The sequence below is a fragment of the Alkalihalobacillus pseudalcaliphilus genome, from assembly GCF_028610675.1.
Classification (GTDB): domain Bacteria; phylum Bacillota; class Bacilli; order Bacillales; family Bacillaceae_D; genus Alkalihalobacillus; species Alkalihalobacillus pseudalcaliphilus.
In genome coordinates, this window is record NZ_JAQQWS010000024.1 from 1 (window position 1) to 19,677 (window position 19,677).

Genomic DNA, 19,677 nt, shown 5'->3' on the forward strand with positions numbered 1-19,677 from the left:
TTTGTTCAGTTTTCAAAGAACTTTTTATCGCTCATTGGCGACTTATCTAATATATCATTTTCAGCATTCTGAGTCAACCACTTTTTTTAAAAAGTTTTTAACCGTTAGCTTCTTAATTAAGAAGGCTTCAAAGGCTGATGTCTTAGCGACGTTTAATAATATATCATAATAAAACATTTTAATGCAATACTTTTTTATAAAAAAGTTGAAATTAATTTAAAAAGACGAGACAAATGCTTCTTCGAGTTAATTTTATGGTCGACTTCTTCTTTCACTCGCTTTATTATTCTTCTACATATCTATATAAGTTGAGCACATGAATGCAAGTTAGTATTTAAAAGCTGCTATAAAAAACTCACATAATCCTCTCCCCAAAACACGAAGTAAGTCTACCTTTTTGCCCAAAAAGATTCAGTGCACCACACAACCAGCCACCAACAAAAAAAAGAGAGTAATTACTCATCAGGGTTAGTATCCAACATCCAAGTGTTTTTGGACCTTTAGCTAAGTTCGCTTGGCTACTTCACGCATTTGCTTAAAGTTTTGAAAACCGAAATGTCAAACTATCTTGAAATGAGCACAACACATAGAGCTTTCATACCAAAAAACCCAGTATATAACTGGGGTCTAGGAAAAACAAGTAGATCTACAAAATAAATTGCTTCACAAGTACCAACATCACAACACCTGGGACACCTAATATTCCAGAAACAGACGCCGTCACACCATTTATCGGGATGTGAAAATTAAAAGAAGAACCTACCACATTAATAAGAAACAATAATAATGCTCCGACAATAAAACGAACCGATAATTGCCCAATAAACCGTAATGGTTTAACAGGTGCCCCTACCAAAAGCAACAATAAAACCAAACCTAAAATAATTCCAATAATCCACCCCGGACTCATAATCTCACCTCAACATTAAGCTCGTCTACTTTTTACTAACATATGATAGAAATAAGAAAAAAAGAACAAACATTAAAGTCTGTTCTTCCTCACATTTCGTATACGAGCTTCTCGAAGTAAAAATGAATACAGTGACTCAACCAACCTCATCTGTTTAACCGCATCCTCTGAAGGATCAAAGCTATGTTCTAAATAATGACGATGATTATCATATTTTTGCTTCATACGGTCAATCGTCTGTAGTAGACGTTCATCCTCACCTTGACGAAGTTTCCCTTTTTTTCGAAACAACATCACTTATCGACCACCTTACAGCTCTCTTCTACCTTCCATCGCCTTAGATAGCGTCACTTCATCTGCATATTCCAAATCGCCACCTACTGGTAACCCATGTGCAATACGTGTAACTTTAATACCAGTTGGTTTCACTAATCTCGAAATATACATAGCCGTCGCCTCTCCTTCAATCGTTGGATTGGTAGCAATGATAATCTCTTGAATCTCATCATTCTGTAATCTTTTTAATAACTCAGGTACTTTAATATCTTCTGGACCAATTCCATCCATTGGTGAAATGGCTCCGTGCAGGACATGGTATAAGCCGTGATAGTCTTTCATTTTTTCCATAGCAATAACATCCTTAGATTCTTGTACCACACAAATAACTGAACGATCCCTTGCCTTATCTTCACAAATTCTGCACGGGTCAATATCTGTAATATGGTGACATTCACTACAATAAGTTAATTGTCTTTTCGCATTCACAAGAGCTTTCGCAAAATCTAAGACATCATCTTCCTTCATATCTAACACAAAAAAAGCTAAACGACTTGCTGTTTTCGGTCCAATACCTGGCAACTTCATAAAACCTTCTATTAATTTCGCTATCGGTTCAGGATATTGCAATGTTTATCCTCCTAGAACATTCCAGGAATATTCATCCCTTTAGTGAATTTACCCATATCTTGCTCTACTAACTCATCCACTTGCTTTAACGCTTCATTAGTAGCCGCTAAAATTAAATCTTGTAACATATCAACATCGTCAGGGTCTACAACATCTTCGTTAATTTTTACATCAATAATTCTTTTATCACCACTTGCGATGACCGTCACCATACCGCCACCTGCTGTAGCTTCAACTGTCTTTTCTTTTAACTCTTCCTGTGCCTTCATCATTTGCTTTTGCATTTTCTGCATTTGTTTCATCATATTACCCATGTTTTTCATCGTGTTCATCTCCTTTTATTTAATCAATTACCTCAACGATTTCATCGCCAAACATTTTTAACGCTTCATCAACGAGTGGATCTGACTGAGCAACCCCTTCATCAGAAGTTTTCTGTCCCTTTAAATAATCCTGCTTCACTTTTTCCCATTGATTGCTTAATAATGTGACATAACTATATGAAGTACCAAACTGCTCACTCAGTACACCTTCTAAAAAATCACGGAACTTCGTATCCATCATATCACGGTGCATCTCATTTTGGAATGCTAACAACAACATCGATTCTGATGCAGCAACAGGCTGACCATCACTTAACCAAGCACCCGCTGGCATGTTCTGTGCTTTGACACGCTCCATCACTGTGCCCCATTTACCAACAATTGTTTGTAGACTATTCTTATTCGCTGACTTCAACAATTCCGTTGCCTTTGATATAGACGCACGTGTTTGAGGTGGTGGCTTACGAACCTTCCTTTGCTTGTTTGGCGCAGCCTCTGCTACTGGTGTTACCACTCCACTTTGTAATTTTTTCAAAGCTTGTTCAAGCTCTTTAACCTTTGCATTTAATGGAGAAGACTGTGATTCAGCTGAAGTCTCTAGTTGAACACGAGCAGCTGCTTCATTCAAGTTAATCAACTTAATGAGCGACATTTCTAGAAATACTTTTGAATGAATAGACCATTTCATTTCTTGTTGACTTGAATTCAAAACTTCTATCGCTTCATACAAGTAGTTTAGGGATAACTGTTCGACCATCTGCTTGAAACGGTCATCAACCTTCGCTCTTTCTAATAAATGCTCAACCTTTGGAGCTGTTTTAAATAATAATAGATCACGGAAAAAGTAGATCAGATCCTCCATTAGCCTATGCGGATCTTTTCCATCCTGCAGAAGTTGTTGCAGAAGATTTAATGCCTGCGCCGTTTCTTTTTCTTTAATAGCTGCAACTAGATCAGCTAAAACTCTTTCAGATACAGCACCCGTTATTAGTAAAACATCATCGACCTCAAGTTTCTCTTCTGCAAAAGAAATCGCCTGGTCTAACAAACTTAATGCATCTCTCATCCCACCATCAGCCGCTCTAGCAATTAACATTAAAGCATCCTGTTCAGCCTCAACATGATCATGGTCTAAAATTTCTTCCATACGACCAACGATCGCTTCATGCGTGATCCTCTTAAAATCAAAGCGTTGACATCTTGATAAAATCGTCAACGGGATTTTATGAGGTTCCGTTGTCGCTAAAATAAAAATTACATGCGCAGGAGGTTCTTCCAGTGTTTTCAATAAAGCATTAAAGGCTCCCGTAGAAAGCATATGAACCTCATCAATTATATACACTTTATAACGCACTTCATTAGGTGCGAATTTTACTTTATCACGAATATCGCGAATCTCATCGACCCCATTATTGGATGCCGCATCAATCTCAATTACATCAACAATTGAACCATCCGTAATTCCTTTACAGGCACGACATTCATTACACGGCTCTGCCACCGGTGCTTGCTCACAATTAATTGCTTTAGATATAATTTTTGCTGCACTTGTTTTCCCAGTTCCTCTTGGCCCTGAAAATAAATAGGCATGAGCAAACCGATTATGTACAAGGGCGTTTTGTAATGTTTTCGTGATATGGGTCTGTCCAACAACATCCTTCAATAGCTGCGGTCGCCAGACTCGATATAAAGCTTGATAGCTCATACATTCCCCTCCTTCCCACACTCATTTCTCTACTATTATTATATCCTTGAAAGCACCACAATTCAAAAACAAATAAAAGACTTCTGTCAATGAGCTGGACTTCATAAGTGGCGTAAACGATTGACCCTCTCAGCCCTTCTATTCAATTCGTTTCTTTATGCGAAAAAAGAACACAGCTTATCACTGCGTTCTTTTCTCTTATATAAAATTTGATACCGTGCACCTTTTCTCGATAGTACCACCCTAAGCGTTACCTAAGTAGTTAGCTCAGCCCAGGCGACTCTGCGGCACACGGAAGGATTCACTTACTGCTGCTTCCTTCCGGACCTGACAGGGTTCATGAGTTTCCGTTGCGCAGAACCCAAACGTCAACACCACTTGCTTAGGTCAGACCAAACGATGGTAAAACCTCAAAAAGGAATTCAACCTCGCTATAGCGGATTGCGAGTACAGGGCACCGCTACCTCCCCGTCTAGCACGGCAAATTGAATAACATATTCATAGCGTCTTAAAGCGACGCATAATTTAGTATAGTGGTTTTTATAAAAAAATGCAAGGGGTACGAGTTTCTTCTATATTAATAGATGCCTACCTTACTCATTTTTGCTTAATCCCTTTAACGCTTTTTTCTTTTTCCTTAATTCCTGAAAGAAATGGGATAAGCGACTTCCACACTCCTCCTGCAAACAACCAGCTACGACGTCTGTTTGATGGTTAAAACGTTGATCCTGTAACAAATTCATTAAACTACCGGCACAGCCTGCCTTTTGATCAGCAGCACCGTAAACAACTTTATCCAATCGAGCTTGAATTATAGCACCCGCACACATTGGGCAAGGCTCTAACGTCACATACAACGTGCAGCCGGTTAAGCGCCATGCGCTCAATTGCTTACAAGCCTCTTCAATAGCTATCAATTCAGCATGTGCGGTTGCCTGCGCATCGACTTCACGACGATTATAACCAGTCGAAATAAGCTCGTTATTTTTGACAATCACAGCTCCAATTGGTACCTCTCCTAATTGCTCTGCTTTCGCCGCCTCTTCTAATGCTAATTTCATCCATTTTACATCATCACCCATAACTAACACCTTACTTTTCATTCTATTATACCTTCATTGTACAAAAACCAATAAAAAAACACCACCTACTAGGCAGTGTTGAATGTCATATTATGGCGGAGGAAGAGGGATTCGAACCCCCGCGCGGTTTAACCCGCCTGTCGGTTTTCAAGACCGATCCCTTCAGCCGGACTTGGGTATTCCTCCGTAATTTGTTGACAAGGAATATAGTATCATGATTGAAAAAGTAATGCAAGATTTTTCTAGTATTTTTTTATTAAGGGACTAAATCCAAATAAAAGCTCCAGAGGTATATCCCTCTGAAGCCACTTTTTCAAACTAGTTAATCGTTACTTCATTTAATAATAAAATATCTGTTGGTGTTTGCAGCAACCCTTGTACTTCACTACGATGAGATAATAAATACTCTTGGTGATGTACATAAATCATCGGTGCTTCTTCTACAAGAATTTCCTGCGCACGCTCATATAATTCGATACGCTCTTGCTCATCGGAGCTACGACGCGCTTGTTCTAATAATTCATCTAATTCATCGTTAGCAATGAATGTACGGTTACCAGGTGCCCCGTGTTGACTTGAATGGAATAAAGCATACATGCTATAATCCGCATCACCTGTAACGGTTGACCAACCTAATACAAACATATCATGCTCGCCGTTTGTTGTTTGAGATAAATAAGCGCCCCACTCACGTTGAACAATTTCAACGTCAATACCAATTTCTTTTAATTGTGCTTGTACATTAATAGCCGCATCGTAACGCTCAGGGCTATCATTTGTCCAAATTGTAGTCGAGAAACCATTTTCGTAACCAGCTTCTGCTAATAATTCCTTAGCACGGTCCACGTTATACTCAAGACCTTCTACGTTATCACTATAACCAAAGACAGAAGGTGGAACCGGACTAATCGCAGGGATCCCCGCACCTTCATAAATACCATAAATAATATCATCTTTATTAATAGCCATCGAGATCGCTTGACGGACTCTCACATCATCAAATGGCTCTTTATCCATATTAAACCCAAAATAAGATAATGATACGGATGGTGTACGAATAAGTTCTAATTCCGGAGTTGCTTCCACTTCTCCAATATTAGACGGGCTAATTGGATGCGAAATATGTGAGCTTCCTGTACGTAAATTCGCTACACGAGTGGCAGCCTCTGAAATAACACGGAATTTGACACCGTCTAATTTCGCTTTTTCACCCCAGTAATCTTCATTACGAGTTAAATTAAGTTCCTCACCAGGTGTCCAGTTTTCAAACTTAAAATAACCTGTACCGATTGGGCCTTCGTTAATCACTGCACCATAATCTCTTCCATTATTTTCAACAGCATCATAATCAGCTTGGATTAACTCTGCTGACATCATGCTACCACCATTATGTGCTAAGTTTGCTGCTAGTGGTGCATAAGGATATTCCGTAATAAATTCAACGGTATATTCATCAAGAATATTGATTTCAGTAATCATATTATACAAGAAAGCACGAGGTGACCCAATATCAGAATCTAAAACACGATCTAAATTCGCTTTTACAACATCCGCATTAAAGTCTGAGCCATCGTGGAATTTAACACCTTCACGTAAAGAGAACTCCCAACGAGTTGGATCTTCTTCATCTTGAAACCACTCAGTTGCTAATCCTGGTTGAAGATTCATCTCCATATCCTGAACAACTAATGTTTCATAGATATTATAGTATACATTCGCTGAAGTCGCGTCGTTAGAACCGTGTGGGTCCATCGATACAGCATCAGACATTTCATCAATAATAAGTATTCCTCCCTCAGCACCTGTTCCAGTACTAGAATCAGAATCATTGTTTCCTGATCCACAAGCTACTAAAGCAATACTAAGAAATGAAATAAGTATAAAGAATATAATAGAATTTTTTGACATTTTCACTTCTACTTTCCCTCCAATGTTCTTTTGCAATTTTCTTTAAAATTACAATATCAATATAACTTATTAATGACCTTTTTACAAGTTTTTATGAATAAAATAATTAATTGAATAATCAATAAAAACTAATTGTAAATACTGTTAAATTAAGGATATATCGATATATTTATAATTTGATTATTCAAATGAATAGATATTTTCCCAAGATTTTTTTATTTTTTTAATATTATTTATCATGCTATAATCATTCGGTATATACGCAAAAAGATATTGTTGAAAAAGTTTCAATTTTTAATAAGAAAGGATGAATAACATATGAGTCAAGAAGTGAATAACCCTTCTACCTCGAATCCACCTTCTATTAATCCTAGAATAGAGAGCTGGAAGATATTCTATAAGAAGCTTCGGAAAAACAGAGCTGCCATGTTTGGTGGAATTTTAGTTCTTTTGTTCATAATTGTCGCAATCATCGGACCTTACTTTACCCCTTATGATCCTGGTCAAACGAATTACCAAGTAAAACTAGCACCACCATCTGCTGACCATTGGTTTGGCACCGATCATCACGGACGTGATATCTTTAGTCGAATTATTCACGGTATGGGTATTACATTAATGATTGGTTTCGCCTCCGTATTTGCCAGTGCCATTATCGGTACTACCATTGGTATTGTTTCCGGATACTATGGTGGCAGACTTGATAACTTCATTATGAGAATCATGGATGTACTACTGGCGTTCCCTGGTATTTTACTAGCTTTAGCAATCGTCTCAGTACTCGGACCTTCTATTGAAAATGTAATCATTGCCGTTGCGATTTTCTCGGTACCTGTCTTTGCAAGAATTGCCCGGGGTTCAACGTTATCTGTTCGTAAATTAGAATATATTGATGCGGTAAAAGCATTAGGTGCAAGTGATTCAAGAATTATCTTTAAACATATTTTACCGAATGTTACATCGCCTCTTATTGTTCAAACAACTCTAAGTATTGCCACAGCGATTTTATCTGCAAGTGGTTTATCCTTTATCGGACTTGGTGCACAACCACCATCACCAGAGTGGGGAGCGATGTTAAGTGATGGACGAGCTTATTTATATCAAGCAGGTCATGTTGCTTTTTTCCCTGGTATGATGATTGTTATTGTTGTACTAGCCTTTAATATTTTCGGTGATGGATTAAGAGATGCCCTTGATCCAAAAATGAAAGCCTAGAAAGGAGGACCTACTTTGTTTAAATTTATTATTCGCCGACTTATTCAAACGATACCAGTACTGATCGGTGTATCTATCGTTGTATTTAGTTTAATGTTTTTAATCCCAGGTGATCCCGCACAAATTATTGCTGGAGAAAGTGCTACAACTGAACAAATTGAACAAATGAGAGAACGCTTAGGCTTAAATGATCCAATTGTTGTTCAATACTGGAACTTCATTAGTGGTGCTGTTCAAGGTGACTTAGGAGACTCCCTTCGAAGTGGACGTTCTGTAACAGATGAAATTTCCTTACGTTTTTGGACAACGGTTGAATTAGCCATATATAGTACGATATTAAGTGTATTTTTAGGACTTATTGCAGGAGTTATTTCTGCGACAAGACATAATACATTTGTTGATTCTGGTATTATGTTAATTGCTTTATTTGGACTATCCATGCCTAACTTCTGGCTCGGATTAATGTTAATCAAATATTTAGCTGTAGACTTTATGTGGTTTTCTCCTTCTGGTTGGGGTGACTTCCAATCAATGGTTCTGCCAGTAATTACACTCGGTACATCTGGTGCAGCCATTATCGCCCGGATGACACGCTCAAGTATGCTAGAAGTTATTGGCCAAGATTATATTAGAACTGCTCGTGCCAAAGGAGTTAAAGAACAAGTTGTTGTTTATAGACACGCTTTAAAAAATGCGATGATTCCTGTTGTTACTGTTGTTGGTTTATCCTTTGGATCCCTCCTTGGAGGAACAGTTATCACAGAGCAAATTTTCGCCATTAACGGAATGGGACGTTTAATGATTGATGCGATCCTAGCTCGTGACTTCCCAATTGTTCAAGGAACGGTATTAGTCGTATCACTACTATTTGTATTAGTTAATCTAGTAGTCGATGTTCTTTATAGAGTTCTAAATAAACGTATTGATTTAGATTAGGCCTTTTTAGGAAAGGGAGTGAAATAATGAGTAAAAATGAAACGATTTTAGATGTTCGCCAATTACAAACATCTTTTTATATGAGTGATTTAGAAGTAAAAGCAGTAGATGGCGTATCCTTTAAAGTACCTAAAGGTAAAACCCTAGGCATTGTAGGGGAATCCGGTTCAGGAAAAAGTATTACTTCTCTATCGATTCTACGCTTATTACAAAACCCAGGGAAAGTTAAGGGCGGCGAGATTATCTTTAATGGAGAAAATCTTTTAGATAAATCCGAAGCACAAATGAGAAAAATTCGTGGAAATGAAATTTCAATGATTTTCCAGGAACCGATGACATCTCTAAATCCTGTTTACACAGTAGGTCAACAAATCGGTGAGTCTTTTCAAATCCATGAAAAATTAAACAAAAAAGAAGCCAAAAAACGCTCGATTGACATGCTTAAGCTCGTAGGTATCCCATCACCAGAGAAACGTGTCGATCAATATCCATTTGAATTATCTGGTGGTATGCGTCAACGTGTCATGATTGCTATGGCTTTAGCCTGTAATCCGCAGCTACTAATTGCTGATGAACCAACGACTGCCCTTGATGTAACCATTCAAGCACAGATTCTTGAATTAATGAAGGACTTACAAGAACGTTTAGGTATGTCGATCATCATGATTACACATGACTTAGGTGTTGTAGCCGAAACCTGTGATTATGTAGCTGTTATGTATTGTGGTAAAGTCGTCGAGTATGCATCTGTCAAAGATCTATTTAACAACCCACGTCACCCATATACAGTTGGTTTATTGAATTCTCTTCCTAAACACGATGAGGATGTGGAAGGCGATTTAGAAATTATCCCTGGCTCTGTCCCAAGTCCAGCTGAAATGCCGACAGGATGCCGCTTCGCTCCGCGTTGTGCATTTGCAAGTGATATATGTAAAGAGCTTCCTGACTTAGAAGAAGATGAAAATGGCAATCAAATTCGCTGTTGGATCTATTCAGATAAGTGGGATGGCAACCCGGAGGTGAACGTTCATGAAAAAAGAACTGCTCAAAGTTGAGAATTTAAAACAATATTTCCCGATTAAAGGCGGTCTTTTAGGCCGAACAGTTAATCACGTTAAAGCCGTCGATGATGTATCTTTTACCATTTATGAAGGTGAAACCGTATCGATTGTTGGTGAATCTGGTTGTGGTAAATCAACGACAGGTAGGGCCATCCTTCGCCTAGACGAACCTACAGCTGGTAAAATTGAATTTGATGGTGAGGATTTACTTACTATTAGTAAACGTAATATGCGTAAGAAGAGAAAAGATTTACAAATCATTTTCCAAGATCCTTATGCTTCGATTAACCCTCGCCAAACGGTTCGTCAAATTTTAGAAGAAGCGATGATTATTCAAGATGTTCTACCAAAAGAAAAAAGAGAAGCACGTATTCGTGAGCTTATGCAAACGGTTGGTCTAGGTTCACATCAAATTGATCGTTTCCCACATGAATTCAGTGGTGGACAACGTCAGCGTGTCGGAATCGCTCGTGCCTTAACGGTCGATCCTAAGCTCATTATTTGTGATGAAGCTGTATCGGCACTTGATGTATCGATTCAAGCACAAGTCATTAATCTTTTAAAGAAGCTACAAAAAGACTTTAAACTCACGTACTTATTCATTTCTCATGATTTAGGTGTCGTACGTCATATTTCTGATCGTGTTATTGTTATGTATTTAGGACGTATTGTGGAGATCGCTGATAAAAAATCTTTATTTACGAACCCTCAACATCCTTATACAAAGGCGTTATTATCCGCCATTCCTTCAACCGACCCTGAAGGAAAGAAGGACCGAATCATTCTTAAAGGTGATGTTCCTTCCCCAATCGATCCACCAAAGGGCTGCCGCTTCCATACACGCTGTCCTTTCGCGACAGATAAATGTAAAGAAGAAACACCAGAATTACGCACAACAGACTTCATGAAAGAAGGACATCAAGCCGCATGTCACTACATGGAGGAAATTAAAGCAGGTACTAAAGAACCTAATTACGTATAAACAACCGCCCTACTTTGAGAAAAGTGGGGCTTTTTGTATGGAAGTGTACTAAAGATGATAGTTTATCCCTTCGAAGATCGCTACGGGAATGGGGGCACGCTTTCCGCAGGCGGGCGCTGAGCTAATCGGCTACGCCGCTGGATCTCAGCCTGCCCTCTCCTCCTGCAGGAGTCGGCCCCCATTCCCTCCGCTCGGGTTGGTGCAGGCTTCTTGTTTTGTACACTTCTCATACAAAAATAAATGAATGAAAAGTAACAAAAGCCAGTAAGATAAAAGCAAACCCCCTACTTTCATCTTTGTTGGTGCAAAGTGAATTTGCTCGCCATGAGTGTTTTGTATGGAAGTTGTTGATGCTGGAATGCGGAGTTACTCGCCGCTACCGGAAATTATGCCTGCGTCCTGCGGGTACTGCTCATAAAAACTCTTACAACATTCATTAAGATGAAAAAAATAAAACCAAAATGAATAAGTAGCCGCCAAATATCATGCAGCTGAAAATCATCTTATAAAGCCAGAGCCATCTACAAAAGGCTTCTATGCTTCATTGGTTTTCTTAAATATCCGTCATTTATATCCAAGGAATAAAAATGAGAACTTCTACTTAGAGAGGCTTTCTCCAAGGAGTGGAGACTCTATTTATTTTAAATCCTGCATTTATATTTATAAAATTCAGAATATGTGTTACGTTTTATTTGAATTGTTAGATCTTTTTATTCTTATTAGGGGGTGCTATTTTGGAAAAAGAAGTGAAGAAAAGCATGCTTAAATTAATTTTTATTTTTACAATTGGTATTATCTTGGTTTTGTTAGTACCATTTCTTTTTTCTTATTTATGATCATTAACCCTATTAAATTCGTAACAAACTAGAACTGCTCCAATATTAGCCCTGCAAGTCCAAAAGTTCCAGCAGTACATGTTTCATACAAAATGAAGCTACAATTTTGTTCTTTGATTGTTGTTGGCTTTTCATTTATTTTGTATGGAAGTTAGTGCGAACATGGTGCGTTGCTCGCCGCTACCGAAAATTATGCTCCGCGTCCTGCGGGGTGGCGCTGAGCTAACTGGCACAGCTAGCGGATTTCAGCTCTGCCATTACGTCCCAACGGAGTCTCCGCATATTTTCGTCCGCTGGCTACTGCTGAATCTCAATTTATGAAAACATTCTCACAACATTTATTAAAATAAAAAGAAGATAACAAAAGTGAAAGAAGAACCACCAATCACAGGTAAACGTCACTTCATGTTTGTTGATACTCATATGAGGCTCTATACTTACCGCTACCAAAAATCATGCTCCGCAACAATCACGTGGCGCGGAGCTAATTGGCGTAGCCAGCGGATTTCAGCTCTGCCATTACGTCCCAACGGAGTCTCCGCATATTTTCGTCCGCTGAGTACCGCTCATTCTCAAATTTAAAATCATTCTTACAACAAATATAAAAAAACAAGACCAAAGTGAATGAAGAGCCGAAATGCTAAAGGCAATCACCAACTTTCATAATGAAACAGATTCACATCGCCACCAGCAAATATGAAAGTATGGTTTCGCTCATTAACTGGTGGCTTTCCATTCATAAACGGTTTTGAGGATTCTCATATTATGCCGTAGCCCCGCCACTTTTTGGAAGTTGCCCGTAAGGGCTTTCCAAAAAAATTCAGCGCACCGCACAAACAGCCACAAACAACAAAAAAAGAGAGAGTAGTAACCCATCAGGATAGCTTCTAATATCCAAGTGTTTTTGGACCGTTAGCCAAGATCGCTTGGCTACTTCACGCTCGCGTGAAGTTTTGAAAATCGAAACCGCCATTCAGAAGAATTCATTCATCTGATAAGGCGATTTCGATTTTCAAAAACGGACCAAAAACAAAGACCGAAAGGTCAACATACATGAGCATTAGCACTAACTTTCATATAAAGAACTGCTTTTATTTCCCAAAAAATAATAAAAGACCTGCCCCCAATCAGGCAGATCCATCATTATTATTTATTTGTTATATATTCTTTATTACCCATATAAGGTCTTAACACTTCTGGAATTAAAACGGTACCGTCTGCTTGCTGATAATTTTCAAGAATTGCTGCAACAGTCCGACCAACCGCTAATCCAGAACCATTCAACGTATGAACAAACTCCGGCTTCCCTTTTGCCTCGCGTCTAAATTTAATATTCGCTCTTCTAGCTTGGAAATCTTCAAAGTTACTGCATGAAGAAATCTCCTTATACTCCCCATAACTCGGTAGCCACACTTCTAAGTCATATTTCTTTGCTGCAGTAAAACCTAAATCCGCACTGCACATGCTTAAAACACGATATGGTAACCCTAAAAGCTGTAAAACCTTCTCGGCATGAGAAGTCAATAATTCAAGTTGCTCATAAGAATCTTCCGGCTTTACAAAACGGACTAGCTCTACTTTATTAAATTGATGCTGACGAATTAATCCTCTCGTATCACGTCCTGCAGAGCCTGCCTCAGAACGGAAATTGGCACTGTATGCTGTATAAGCAATCGGTAATTGCTCAGCTTTAACAATTTCATCACGGTGATAATTAGTTACAGGAACCTCCGCAGTTGGAATTAAGAAATAATCCTCTTCACGGATTTTAAAAGCATCTTCTTCAAATTTAGGTAATTGCCCTGTCCCTGTCATACTTGCACGATTAACCATATATGGTGGTAGTAACTCGACATATCCATGCTCGTCCTCATGTAAGTCCATCATAAAGTTAATTAAAGCACGTTCTAAGCGTGCTCCCTGACCTTTATAGAAAGTAAATCGACTTCCCGTCACCTTAGCTCCTCGCTCAAAATCGGCAAGTTCCAAGTCTACGGCAATATCCCAATGTGCCTTCGCTTCAAAATCAAATGCAGGGGTTTCCTTCCACTTTCTTATTTCAACATTATCATCCTCGGTTTCCCCAATTGGTACACTTTCATGTGGTACATTGGGAATCGTTAATAATAAATGATCTAAATCAGCTTCAACTTTCCGTAACTCCTCATCCAAACCTTTAACACGTTCAGATACTTCCTTCATTTCAGTAATCAAATGATCCGCGTCCTCTTTCGCTCGCTTTAACTGGGCAACTTCTTGAGAAACCTCATTACGTCGACTTTTTAACTGTTCCACCTCTACAATAAGAGACCTTCTTTTTTCATCAAATGACTCAAATTGATCAAGCCCCGAGATGTCTTCTCCTCTTGTTTGCAACTTTTCTTTTATTTGACTAAAATCATTACGTAATCGTTTAATATCAAGCATATGACTACCTCCTAATTAATCTATTTAAAAAGGTTAAACCTTTTTAATAACAAAAAAAGTCCCTTTTCCCCCTATGAAAAGGGAAAAGGGACGAGTTATTTTATACCCGCGTTGCCACCCAAATTGCATTGTTCACGAAGACAATGCCAGCTTAAAAGAGATAACGGCCTCTTACCGAACTAGTTTCCATATCTACTCAATACGTTCTACTAGCTAGCTCCAGGATGGATTCTAAGACAGCTTTGACTGGTTTTCAGCAACCACCAGCTCTCTAAAAACAAAGCAAATCTTATACTAGTTCCTATCAACACTAAATCAGCTTATTTAAAACTCTTACAAAGATAATAATGGACTTTCCATTGCTTGTCAATTATTCTTTCTAAGAATTTCCTTCTTTCGTTTACTTTATACACTCAATAAGAAATTAGCTCAACCAACCTTGTACAGTTTCCACAGCAGAGTTCCATATTCCTGAGAAAAATCCGCCAATGCCACGCATCATCATTGAAAACCATCCTGCTTTTTCAACAGCTTGATCAGTTGCTACAGGAACAGAGGCACTATCAGACGAGAATAAGTATTCCTCTTCACCTTCACCTGTAAACTGGATACCTAATGTTCCTACTTCTGTACCTGCCTCAAATGGAGCAACCACTTTTCCATCTTCATTTAATTGTTCACTGTCTAAAGATAAGACAGCTTCATATGAATCCTCTTGTCCTCTACGGACAACCGTTTCTAATGGCTCTGTGCTTGAAATCGCAACTTCTTTTTCTTTCCCTGAAGCCACATTAAGCATTCCCTCACCTTCTGGAATATAACCAGCAGGCGTTACTTCTACATAGTCAAAATTATTAAAACCAAAATCTAATAATTTGGCCGTTTCATTAAATCGATCATCACGTGTATCAGTTCTCATAACAACTGAAATTAATCGCATATCACCACGAATAGCAGTACCTGTAAATGAGTTCCCTGCTGCTGTAGTAAATCCAGTCTTTAATCCATCAATTCCTTCATAATCATGCTGCGGTACAATACCTGGCAGCATCCAGTTCCAGTTCTGCATCGTAATGCTCTCATTTTCACCGGCATCAAACTCTTTTACTGGAATACTAGCGGTTTCCAATACTTCTGGATAATCACGTAAAAGAGCAAATGCTAGCTGCGCAGTCGCACGGGCTGACATCATATTCTCAGCGTCTTCTCCCGTTCCCTCTGGATGATTACCTCTTAAATCACTATTATTTAAACCAGATGAATTAACAAATTCATAGTCCTCTAATCCTAACTCAGCTGCTTTATCATTCATCATATTCACAAATGCAGTCTCTGAACCAGCAATTAGTTCTGCTAATGCAATCGTTGAAGCATTGGCTGAATAAATAGCAACAGATTCATACAGCTCTTGAACCGTATATGTATAATCTTGACGTAAAGGTACATTTGATAAACTGGTTTCTAATGATAATACCCTGACATGGTCAGAAATAGGTACAGTCTGATCGCTCGTTATCGTACCTTCTGCTAATGCTTCTAAGATGAGATATTCACTCATCATTTTAGTCATACTTGCAATTGGTAGTATTTTATCTATATCTTTCTGGTATAAAATCTTTCCAGTTTTTGCATCTACTAAAATGGCTGTTTCTGCTTCTAAATCAAAAGCAGCCTCGGCCGACTTTGCTTGTCCAAATATGGGTAGGACAAGAACAATAGCCATCATCATGATAATCCACTTTCTTGTTGAGCTTTTGCTCACGACTACACCCCCAAAAAACATTTCACATAAGTTTAATCTTATCATAATCATACATAAAAAAATAGATAGAGAACACTCTATCTATTTTACAATTTCATAACGATTTTATGTGATTTTTTTACAAAGAATAGTTAGGTGCTTCTTTTGTAATTTGTACATCATGTGGATGGCTTTCACGAAGACCAGCACCTGTTATACGAATAAACTGAGCTTGATCTCTTAGATCATCTAACGTTGCCGTACCACAGTACCCCATTCCTGCACGTAAGCCACCAATTAATTGGTGAAGGGTATCTCCTAGCGGCCCTTTATAAGGAATACGACCTTCAATTCCTTCTGGGACTAACTTCTGTGCATCCTCTTGGAAATAACGGTCCTTACTGCCCTTTTCCATGGCACCTAATGAACCCATACCACGATATACTTTAAATTGACGACCTTGATAGATTTCTCTTTCTCCGGGGCTTTCAGATACTCCTGCTAATAAACTTCCAAGCATGACAGCATGTCCGCCTGCAGCAAGTGCTTTTGTAATATCACCAGAGTATTTTATACCACCATCAGCAATAATCGGTACACCATGTTTACGAGCTTCTGTTGCACAATCATAAACAGCTGTTACTTGTGGAACACCAATTCCTGCCACAATACGTGTTGTACAAATCGATCCCGGTCCAATACCGACTTTTACAACACTAGCGCCCGCTTCAATTAAATCTTTTGTTGCCTCAGCAGTTGCTACATTCCCCGCAATAATGGTTAACTCAGGATATTGCTCTCTAACTGCTCTTACTTTATCAAGAACCCCTTTAGAGTGACCATGAGCTGTATCGATTACGATAGCATCAACACCAGCCTCTACTAGAGCAGCAATACGTATATCTGCATCAGCACTTACACCAATAGCAGCCCCTACTACTAAACGCCCTTGTTTATCTTTGGCAGAGTTAGGAAACTCAATAACTTTCTCTATATCTTTAATCGTAATTAAACCTTTTAGAGTACCTTCATCATCTACAAGAGGTAGTTTTTCTATTTTATGCTTTTGTAGAATTTTTTCAGCTTCTTGAAGAGTCGTTCCTACTGGAGCTGTCACTAGATTCTCTTTTGTCATGACTTCATCAATACGAATCGAATAGTCTTCGATAAAACGTAAATCACGATTGGTTAAAATACCTACTAATTTTTGATTCTCATTGACAATAGGTACACCGGAAATTCTGTATTTACCCATTAAGTGCTCAGCATCAAATACTTGACGATCAGGTGTTAAGAAGAATGGATTTGTAATAACCCCACTCTCAGAACGCTTTACACGGTCTACATTCTCCGCTTGTTCCTCAATCGACATATTCTTATGAATAATTCCTAAGCCACCTTCGCGTGCCATGGCAATCGCCATTTTGGCTTCAGTCACTGTATCCATTCCTGCACTAATTATAGGAATATTTAATTGTAGATGTTCAGATAACTTCGTCTTAACCGATACATCTCGCGGTAAAATTTCTGATTTTGCTGGCGTTAACAATACATCATCAAACGTTAAGCCTTCTTTATTAAATTTATTTTCCCACATACAAATTCCCCTTCCCAATCAGGTTTTTTGCGTAAAATATTATTAGTAGCTTATCAATTGGGCAAACTACTGTCAAGACAACGAAATTAAAACAATATTTCTGAATATTTAATTATAGAGAGGGATAATGCATGAATCCAAATGTAGACAACCAGTTTTTACCTTATTTATCAACAGATTATTCTAGAAAACAGCTTACTAAGCATTATGAGCAAGCTGGGGTACCTTCTCCAGAAAAAATGAGCTATGCAACATGTAACTCCTTTATCTCTTATTTAAAACAAGGAAATATATATTATTCTCAAGCAGAAATAGCTCCTTTAGAAATTAAGCCATTATTATTGTTTTATGGTTTTATTCAATATCTAAAAGCAGCCATTTTAACAAAGGATCCGACCTATCCAGCAACGACTCAAGTACTAGCTCATGGCGTTACTACACGTAAACGTAAAAAAACAACATACCGATTTCTTGAAGATGAAGTAAAGCTTCAAAGAAATGGCTTATTTCCACACTTTTTAGCAAAATTGTTTCACATGAAACATGTCGAGGGAGATAAATATTTGATGAAAGAACTCGTCAGCCAAATCGCTGACCTCCACACTCTTTACCAGCAATTACATGATACCCCTTTATCAATCCAATTAAAGTTGGAAAAGCACTCATTACTTATTCCAAACCTTATTTTGGATCAGTATCATATGACTGCAAATCGTTTTAGCCAATATGTAGAAAACCATTTAAACTTAAAAAAACCCCTCTCCTTGACTGAGACAAAGGATGGCTTGTCGTTTTCAGCACAACCTCTCAAAACCAAAAGTAGAACACCTTTTTTAAAAGATCAACATGAAAAAATGTACATCCACCTTAATAAAGACCATTATATTCATTTACCAGAGATTGCTTGCCATTATTTACTGCTATACAATTTAAGTATGATTTGTCGTTATGAAACAGAATGGTGGACAGACTTAATCACAAATAATGACGGAACCGATTTCCCTATCATTCTTAAGTTTCTACAAATCCTACCTATAAAAACTAGCCAACTCATTTCGGAGTTATTGCTAGTTTAAAATCTGATATTATATTTTGGTAAGATAATTCATGGAATTACAAGGAAACTCCTCACCTTGTTTTTCATAATTCCATGCGATTCTTCTAATCGGGTATACTCAACGCAACCCTTCCACTCGTAGAAGTCTACGCATTGTTTTATTCCTTAATTAAATTAGCTATTACAACGGCTCTCTTACTTTCAGGACAATATCGGCATAAAATTCACCATCGACTTCAATAATATAACGCCACATACCAGCGTATGGAATATTAATTTGAACAATATGCCTCTCAAGCCCTTCATACCCCCATGAGGGGTAGGTAATTACTTTAGGATTGGCAACTTCGATTCTCTCATGTGTGTCTTGATGTTCAGCAAAAATAGCCAGCTCTTTCCCCTCGAATGTATGAAATGGTGCTTTGAAATGAAAAAGATAAGCAAATGACTTCCCCGCAACAAAACCAGGATCTGGACTAACAGAAAGCAATAACTCACCATTTTACTTCATAGCTACTTCTCTCCTCAAAACTCACCTCATTTGCTACTACCTCTTCGCTATTGTTCTGACTTATACAACCTACAAGTAAAAACAATACGATACAACTCACAAATCCTCGCACCCTGTTAATCATGATAAGCCTCCCATAAACTCATACTATTTTTAAAGACGAATTACAGCAAGTAAGGTTACACCTTTTATAGTTTTTTTCAGTATTTATCTTTAATCGTCTTAGGCTATGAACAAAAGTAACAAAGTATTTTCCTATCCTATAAGACATACTCCTCGGATTCTCTTCTTCGGGGAAGTGGGGCATGAAGCTATTTCTCCGATGTTTCTCACGAGGTCGCACGAAGAGAACCGATTCGTCTCGCGGACGCACTTGGTTTTCTTCCTTCGATCAGTTTCGGGTGCTTCGCTTCGTAGGGGCTGCTTCTTCGAACCAGCACTCTTTTGCGCCGAGCATTCTCTTTATGCATATTAAAAAGC

The 19,677-nt window shown here is 38.3% G+C and carries 17 protein-coding genes, 1 tRNA gene, 1 other RNA gene and 1 other annotated feature; of the genes, 5 read left to right on the forward strand and 14 right to left on the reverse strand.

Annotation, left to right across the window (positions count from 1 at the left end):
• Nucleotides 1–646 precede the first annotated feature (646 nt).
• The 9 genes from PQ479_RS21520 to PQ479_RS21560 form a co-directional block, all read right to left on the reverse strand.
• On the reverse strand, nt 647–910 hold the full coding sequence (locus PQ479_RS21520; protein ID WP_047990596.1) for a pro-sigmaK processing inhibitor BofA family protein: 264 nt from the start codon (nt 908–910) through the stop codon (nt 647–649).
• 72 nt (nt 911–982) lie between these two features.
• Nucleotides 983–1,204 (reverse strand): YaaL family protein, encoded by a 222-nt coding sequence (locus tag PQ479_RS21525; protein ID WP_047990597.1) that lies wholly within the window; start codon nt 1,202–1,204, stop codon nt 983–985.
• 15 nt (nt 1,205–1,219) lie between these two features.
• Nucleotides 1,220–1,816: a recombination mediator RecR gene (recR, locus tag PQ479_RS21530; protein ID WP_047990598.1), complete on the reverse strand. Its 597-nt coding sequence runs from the start codon at nt 1,814–1,816 to the stop codon at nt 1,220–1,222.
• 11 nt (nt 1,817–1,827) lie between these two features.
• Nucleotides 1,828–2,148, reverse strand: a complete 321-nt coding sequence (locus PQ479_RS21535) for a YbaB/EbfC family nucleoid-associated protein (protein ID WP_420535568.1) — start codon at nt 2,146–2,148, stop codon at nt 1,828–1,830.
• Between the two features lie 10 nt (nt 2,149–2,158).
• A complete protein-coding gene (gene dnaX / locus PQ479_RS21540; RefSeq protein WP_047990600.1) occupies nt 2,159–3,844 on the reverse strand; it encodes a DNA polymerase III subunit gamma/tau in 1,686 nt (561 codons plus the stop codon).
• A 215-nt stretch (nt 3,845–4,059) separates the two neighbouring features.
• An RNA gene (gene ffs / locus PQ479_RS21545) (signal recognition particle sRNA large type) lies at nt 4,060–4,325 on the reverse strand.
• A 112-nt stretch (nt 4,326–4,437) separates the two neighbouring features.
• Nucleotides 4,438–4,947, reverse strand: a complete 510-nt coding sequence (gene tadA / locus PQ479_RS21550; protein ID WP_273717205.1) for a tRNA adenosine(34) deaminase TadA — start codon at nt 4,945–4,947, stop codon at nt 4,438–4,440.
• Between the two features lie 72 nt (nt 4,948–5,019).
• Nucleotides 5,020–5,112, reverse strand: a tRNA-Ser gene (locus PQ479_RS21555).
• A 132-nt stretch (nt 5,113–5,244) separates the two neighbouring features.
• On the reverse strand, nt 5,245–6,840 hold the full coding sequence (locus tag PQ479_RS21560; RefSeq protein WP_047990602.1) for a glutathione ABC transporter substrate-binding protein: 1,596 nt from the start codon (nt 6,838–6,840) through the stop codon (nt 5,245–5,247).
• A gap of 312 nt (nt 6,841–7,152) precedes the next feature.
• Between PQ479_RS21560 and nikC the strand changes: the two genes are divergently transcribed.
• Genes nikC through PQ479_RS21580 form a run of 4 tightly spaced genes read left to right on the forward strand, consistent with a single transcriptional unit; the run spans nt 7,153 to nt 11,028 of the window.
• Nucleotides 7,153–8,049, forward strand: a complete 897-nt coding sequence (gene nikC, locus PQ479_RS21565; protein WP_047990603.1) for a nickel transporter permease — start codon at nt 7,153–7,155, stop codon at nt 8,047–8,049.
• Between the two features lie 15 nt (nt 8,050–8,064).
• The gene (locus PQ479_RS21570; RefSeq protein ID WP_047990604.1) at nt 8,065–8,985 is read left to right on the forward strand and encodes an ABC transporter permease; all 921 of its coding nucleotides are present in this window, start codon (nt 8,065–8,067) and stop codon (nt 8,983–8,985) included.
• Between the two features lie 26 nt (nt 8,986–9,011).
• Nucleotides 9,012–10,040: an ABC transporter ATP-binding protein gene (locus tag PQ479_RS21575; RefSeq protein WP_047990605.1), complete on the forward strand. Its 1,029-nt coding sequence runs from the start codon at nt 9,012–9,014 to the stop codon at nt 10,038–10,040.
• The gene (locus PQ479_RS21580; RefSeq protein ID WP_047990606.1) at nt 10,015–11,028 is read left to right on the forward strand and encodes an ABC transporter ATP-binding protein; all 1,014 of its coding nucleotides are present in this window, start codon (nt 10,015–10,017) and stop codon (nt 11,026–11,028) included. Before PQ479_RS21575 ends, PQ479_RS21580 begins: the two co-directional genes overlap by 26 nt.
• Nucleotides 11,029–13,010: 1,982 nt before the next feature.
• On the opposite strand, the gene serS is transcribed toward PQ479_RS21580, so the two are convergent.
• From serS to guaB, 3 genes are all read right to left on the reverse strand, one after another.
• Nucleotides 13,011–14,291: a serine--tRNA ligase gene (gene serS / locus PQ479_RS21585; RefSeq protein ID WP_047990607.1), complete on the reverse strand. Its 1,281-nt coding sequence runs from the start codon at nt 14,289–14,291 to the stop codon at nt 13,011–13,013.
• Between the two features lie 83 nt (nt 14,292–14,374).
• Nucleotides 14,375–14,608, reverse strand: a binding site (T-box leader).
• Between the two features lie 107 nt (nt 14,609–14,715).
• Nucleotides 14,716–16,020 carry a D-alanyl-D-alanine carboxypeptidase family protein gene (locus tag PQ479_RS21590; protein WP_420535569.1) on the reverse strand — a complete coding sequence of 435 codons (1,305 nt, stop codon included), beginning with the start codon at nt 16,018–16,020 and terminating at the stop codon, nt 14,716–14,718.
• Nucleotides 16,021–16,171: 151 nt separating this feature from the next.
• Entirely contained in the window at nt 16,172–17,629 is a 1,458-nt protein-coding gene (guaB, locus tag PQ479_RS21595) for an IMP dehydrogenase (RefSeq protein WP_047990608.1), read from the reverse strand.
• A gap of 131 nt (nt 17,630–17,760) precedes the next feature.
• Between guaB and PQ479_RS21600 the strand changes: the two genes are divergently transcribed.
• Nucleotides 17,761–18,705, forward strand: a complete 945-nt coding sequence (locus tag PQ479_RS21600) for a YaaC family protein (RefSeq protein ID WP_047990609.1) — start codon at nt 17,761–17,763, stop codon at nt 18,703–18,705.
• Between the two features lie 162 nt (nt 18,706–18,867).
• Here PQ479_RS21600 and PQ479_RS21605 read toward each other — a convergent pair whose 3' ends face one another.
• Nucleotides 18,868–19,176: a hypothetical protein gene (locus tag PQ479_RS21605; protein ID WP_047990610.1), complete on the reverse strand. Its 309-nt coding sequence runs from the start codon at nt 19,174–19,176 to the stop codon at nt 18,868–18,870.
• A gap of 4 nt (nt 19,177–19,180) precedes the next feature.
• Nucleotides 19,181–19,321, reverse strand: a complete 141-nt coding sequence (locus tag PQ479_RS21610) for a hypothetical protein (RefSeq protein WP_273717207.1) — start codon at nt 19,319–19,321, stop codon at nt 19,181–19,183.
• Between the last annotated feature and the right edge of the window lie 356 nt (nt 19,322–19,677).

What these genes read in the sequence shown, in the direction of transcription:
- PQ479_RS21520 (WP_047990596.1), bottom strand. Translation starts at nt 910, where the DNA reads ATGAGTCCGGGGTGGATTATTGGAATTATTTTAGGTTTGGTTTTATTG.
- PQ479_RS21525 (WP_047990597.1), bottom strand. Translation starts at nt 1,204, where the DNA reads ATGTTGTTTCGAAAAAAAGGGAAACTTCGTCAAGGTGAGGATGAACGT.
- PQ479_RS21535 (WP_420535568.1), bottom strand. Translation starts at nt 2,148, where the DNA reads ATGAACACGATGAAAAACATGGGTAATATGATGAAACAAATGCAGAAA.
- dnaX (WP_047990600.1), bottom strand. Translation starts at nt 3,844, where the DNA reads ATGAGCTATCAAGCTTTATATCGAGTCTGGCGACCGCAGCTATTGAAG.
- tadA (WP_273717205.1), bottom strand. Translation starts at nt 4,947, where the DNA reads ATGAAAAGTAAGGTGTTAGTTATGGGTGATGATGTAAAATGGATGAAA.
- nikC (WP_047990603.1), top strand. Translation starts at nt 7,153, where the DNA reads ATGAGTCAAGAAGTGAATAACCCTTCTACCTCGAATCCACCTTCTATT.
- PQ479_RS21575 (WP_047990605.1), top strand. Translation starts at nt 9,012, where the DNA reads ATGAGTAAAAATGAAACGATTTTAGATGTTCGCCAATTACAAACATCT.
- PQ479_RS21580 (WP_047990606.1), top strand. Translation starts at nt 10,015, where the DNA reads ATGAAAAAAGAACTGCTCAAAGTTGAGAATTTAAAACAATATTTCCCG.
- serS (WP_047990607.1), bottom strand. Translation starts at nt 14,291, where the DNA reads ATGCTTGATATTAAACGATTACGTAATGATTTTAGTCAAATAAAAGAA.
- PQ479_RS21590 (WP_420535569.1), bottom strand. Translation starts at nt 16,020, where the DNA reads ATGATGATGGCTATTGTTCTTGTCCTACCCATATTTGGACAAGCAAAG.
- guaB (WP_047990608.1), bottom strand. Translation starts at nt 17,629, where the DNA reads ATGTGGGAAAATAAATTTAATAAAGAAGGCTTAACGTTTGATGATGTA.
- PQ479_RS21600 (WP_047990609.1), top strand. Translation starts at nt 17,761, where the DNA reads ATGAATCCAAATGTAGACAACCAGTTTTTACCTTATTTATCAACAGAT.
- PQ479_RS21610 (WP_273717207.1), bottom strand. Translation starts at nt 19,321, where the DNA reads ATGATTAACAGGGTGCGAGGATTTGTGAGTTGTATCGTATTGTTTTTA.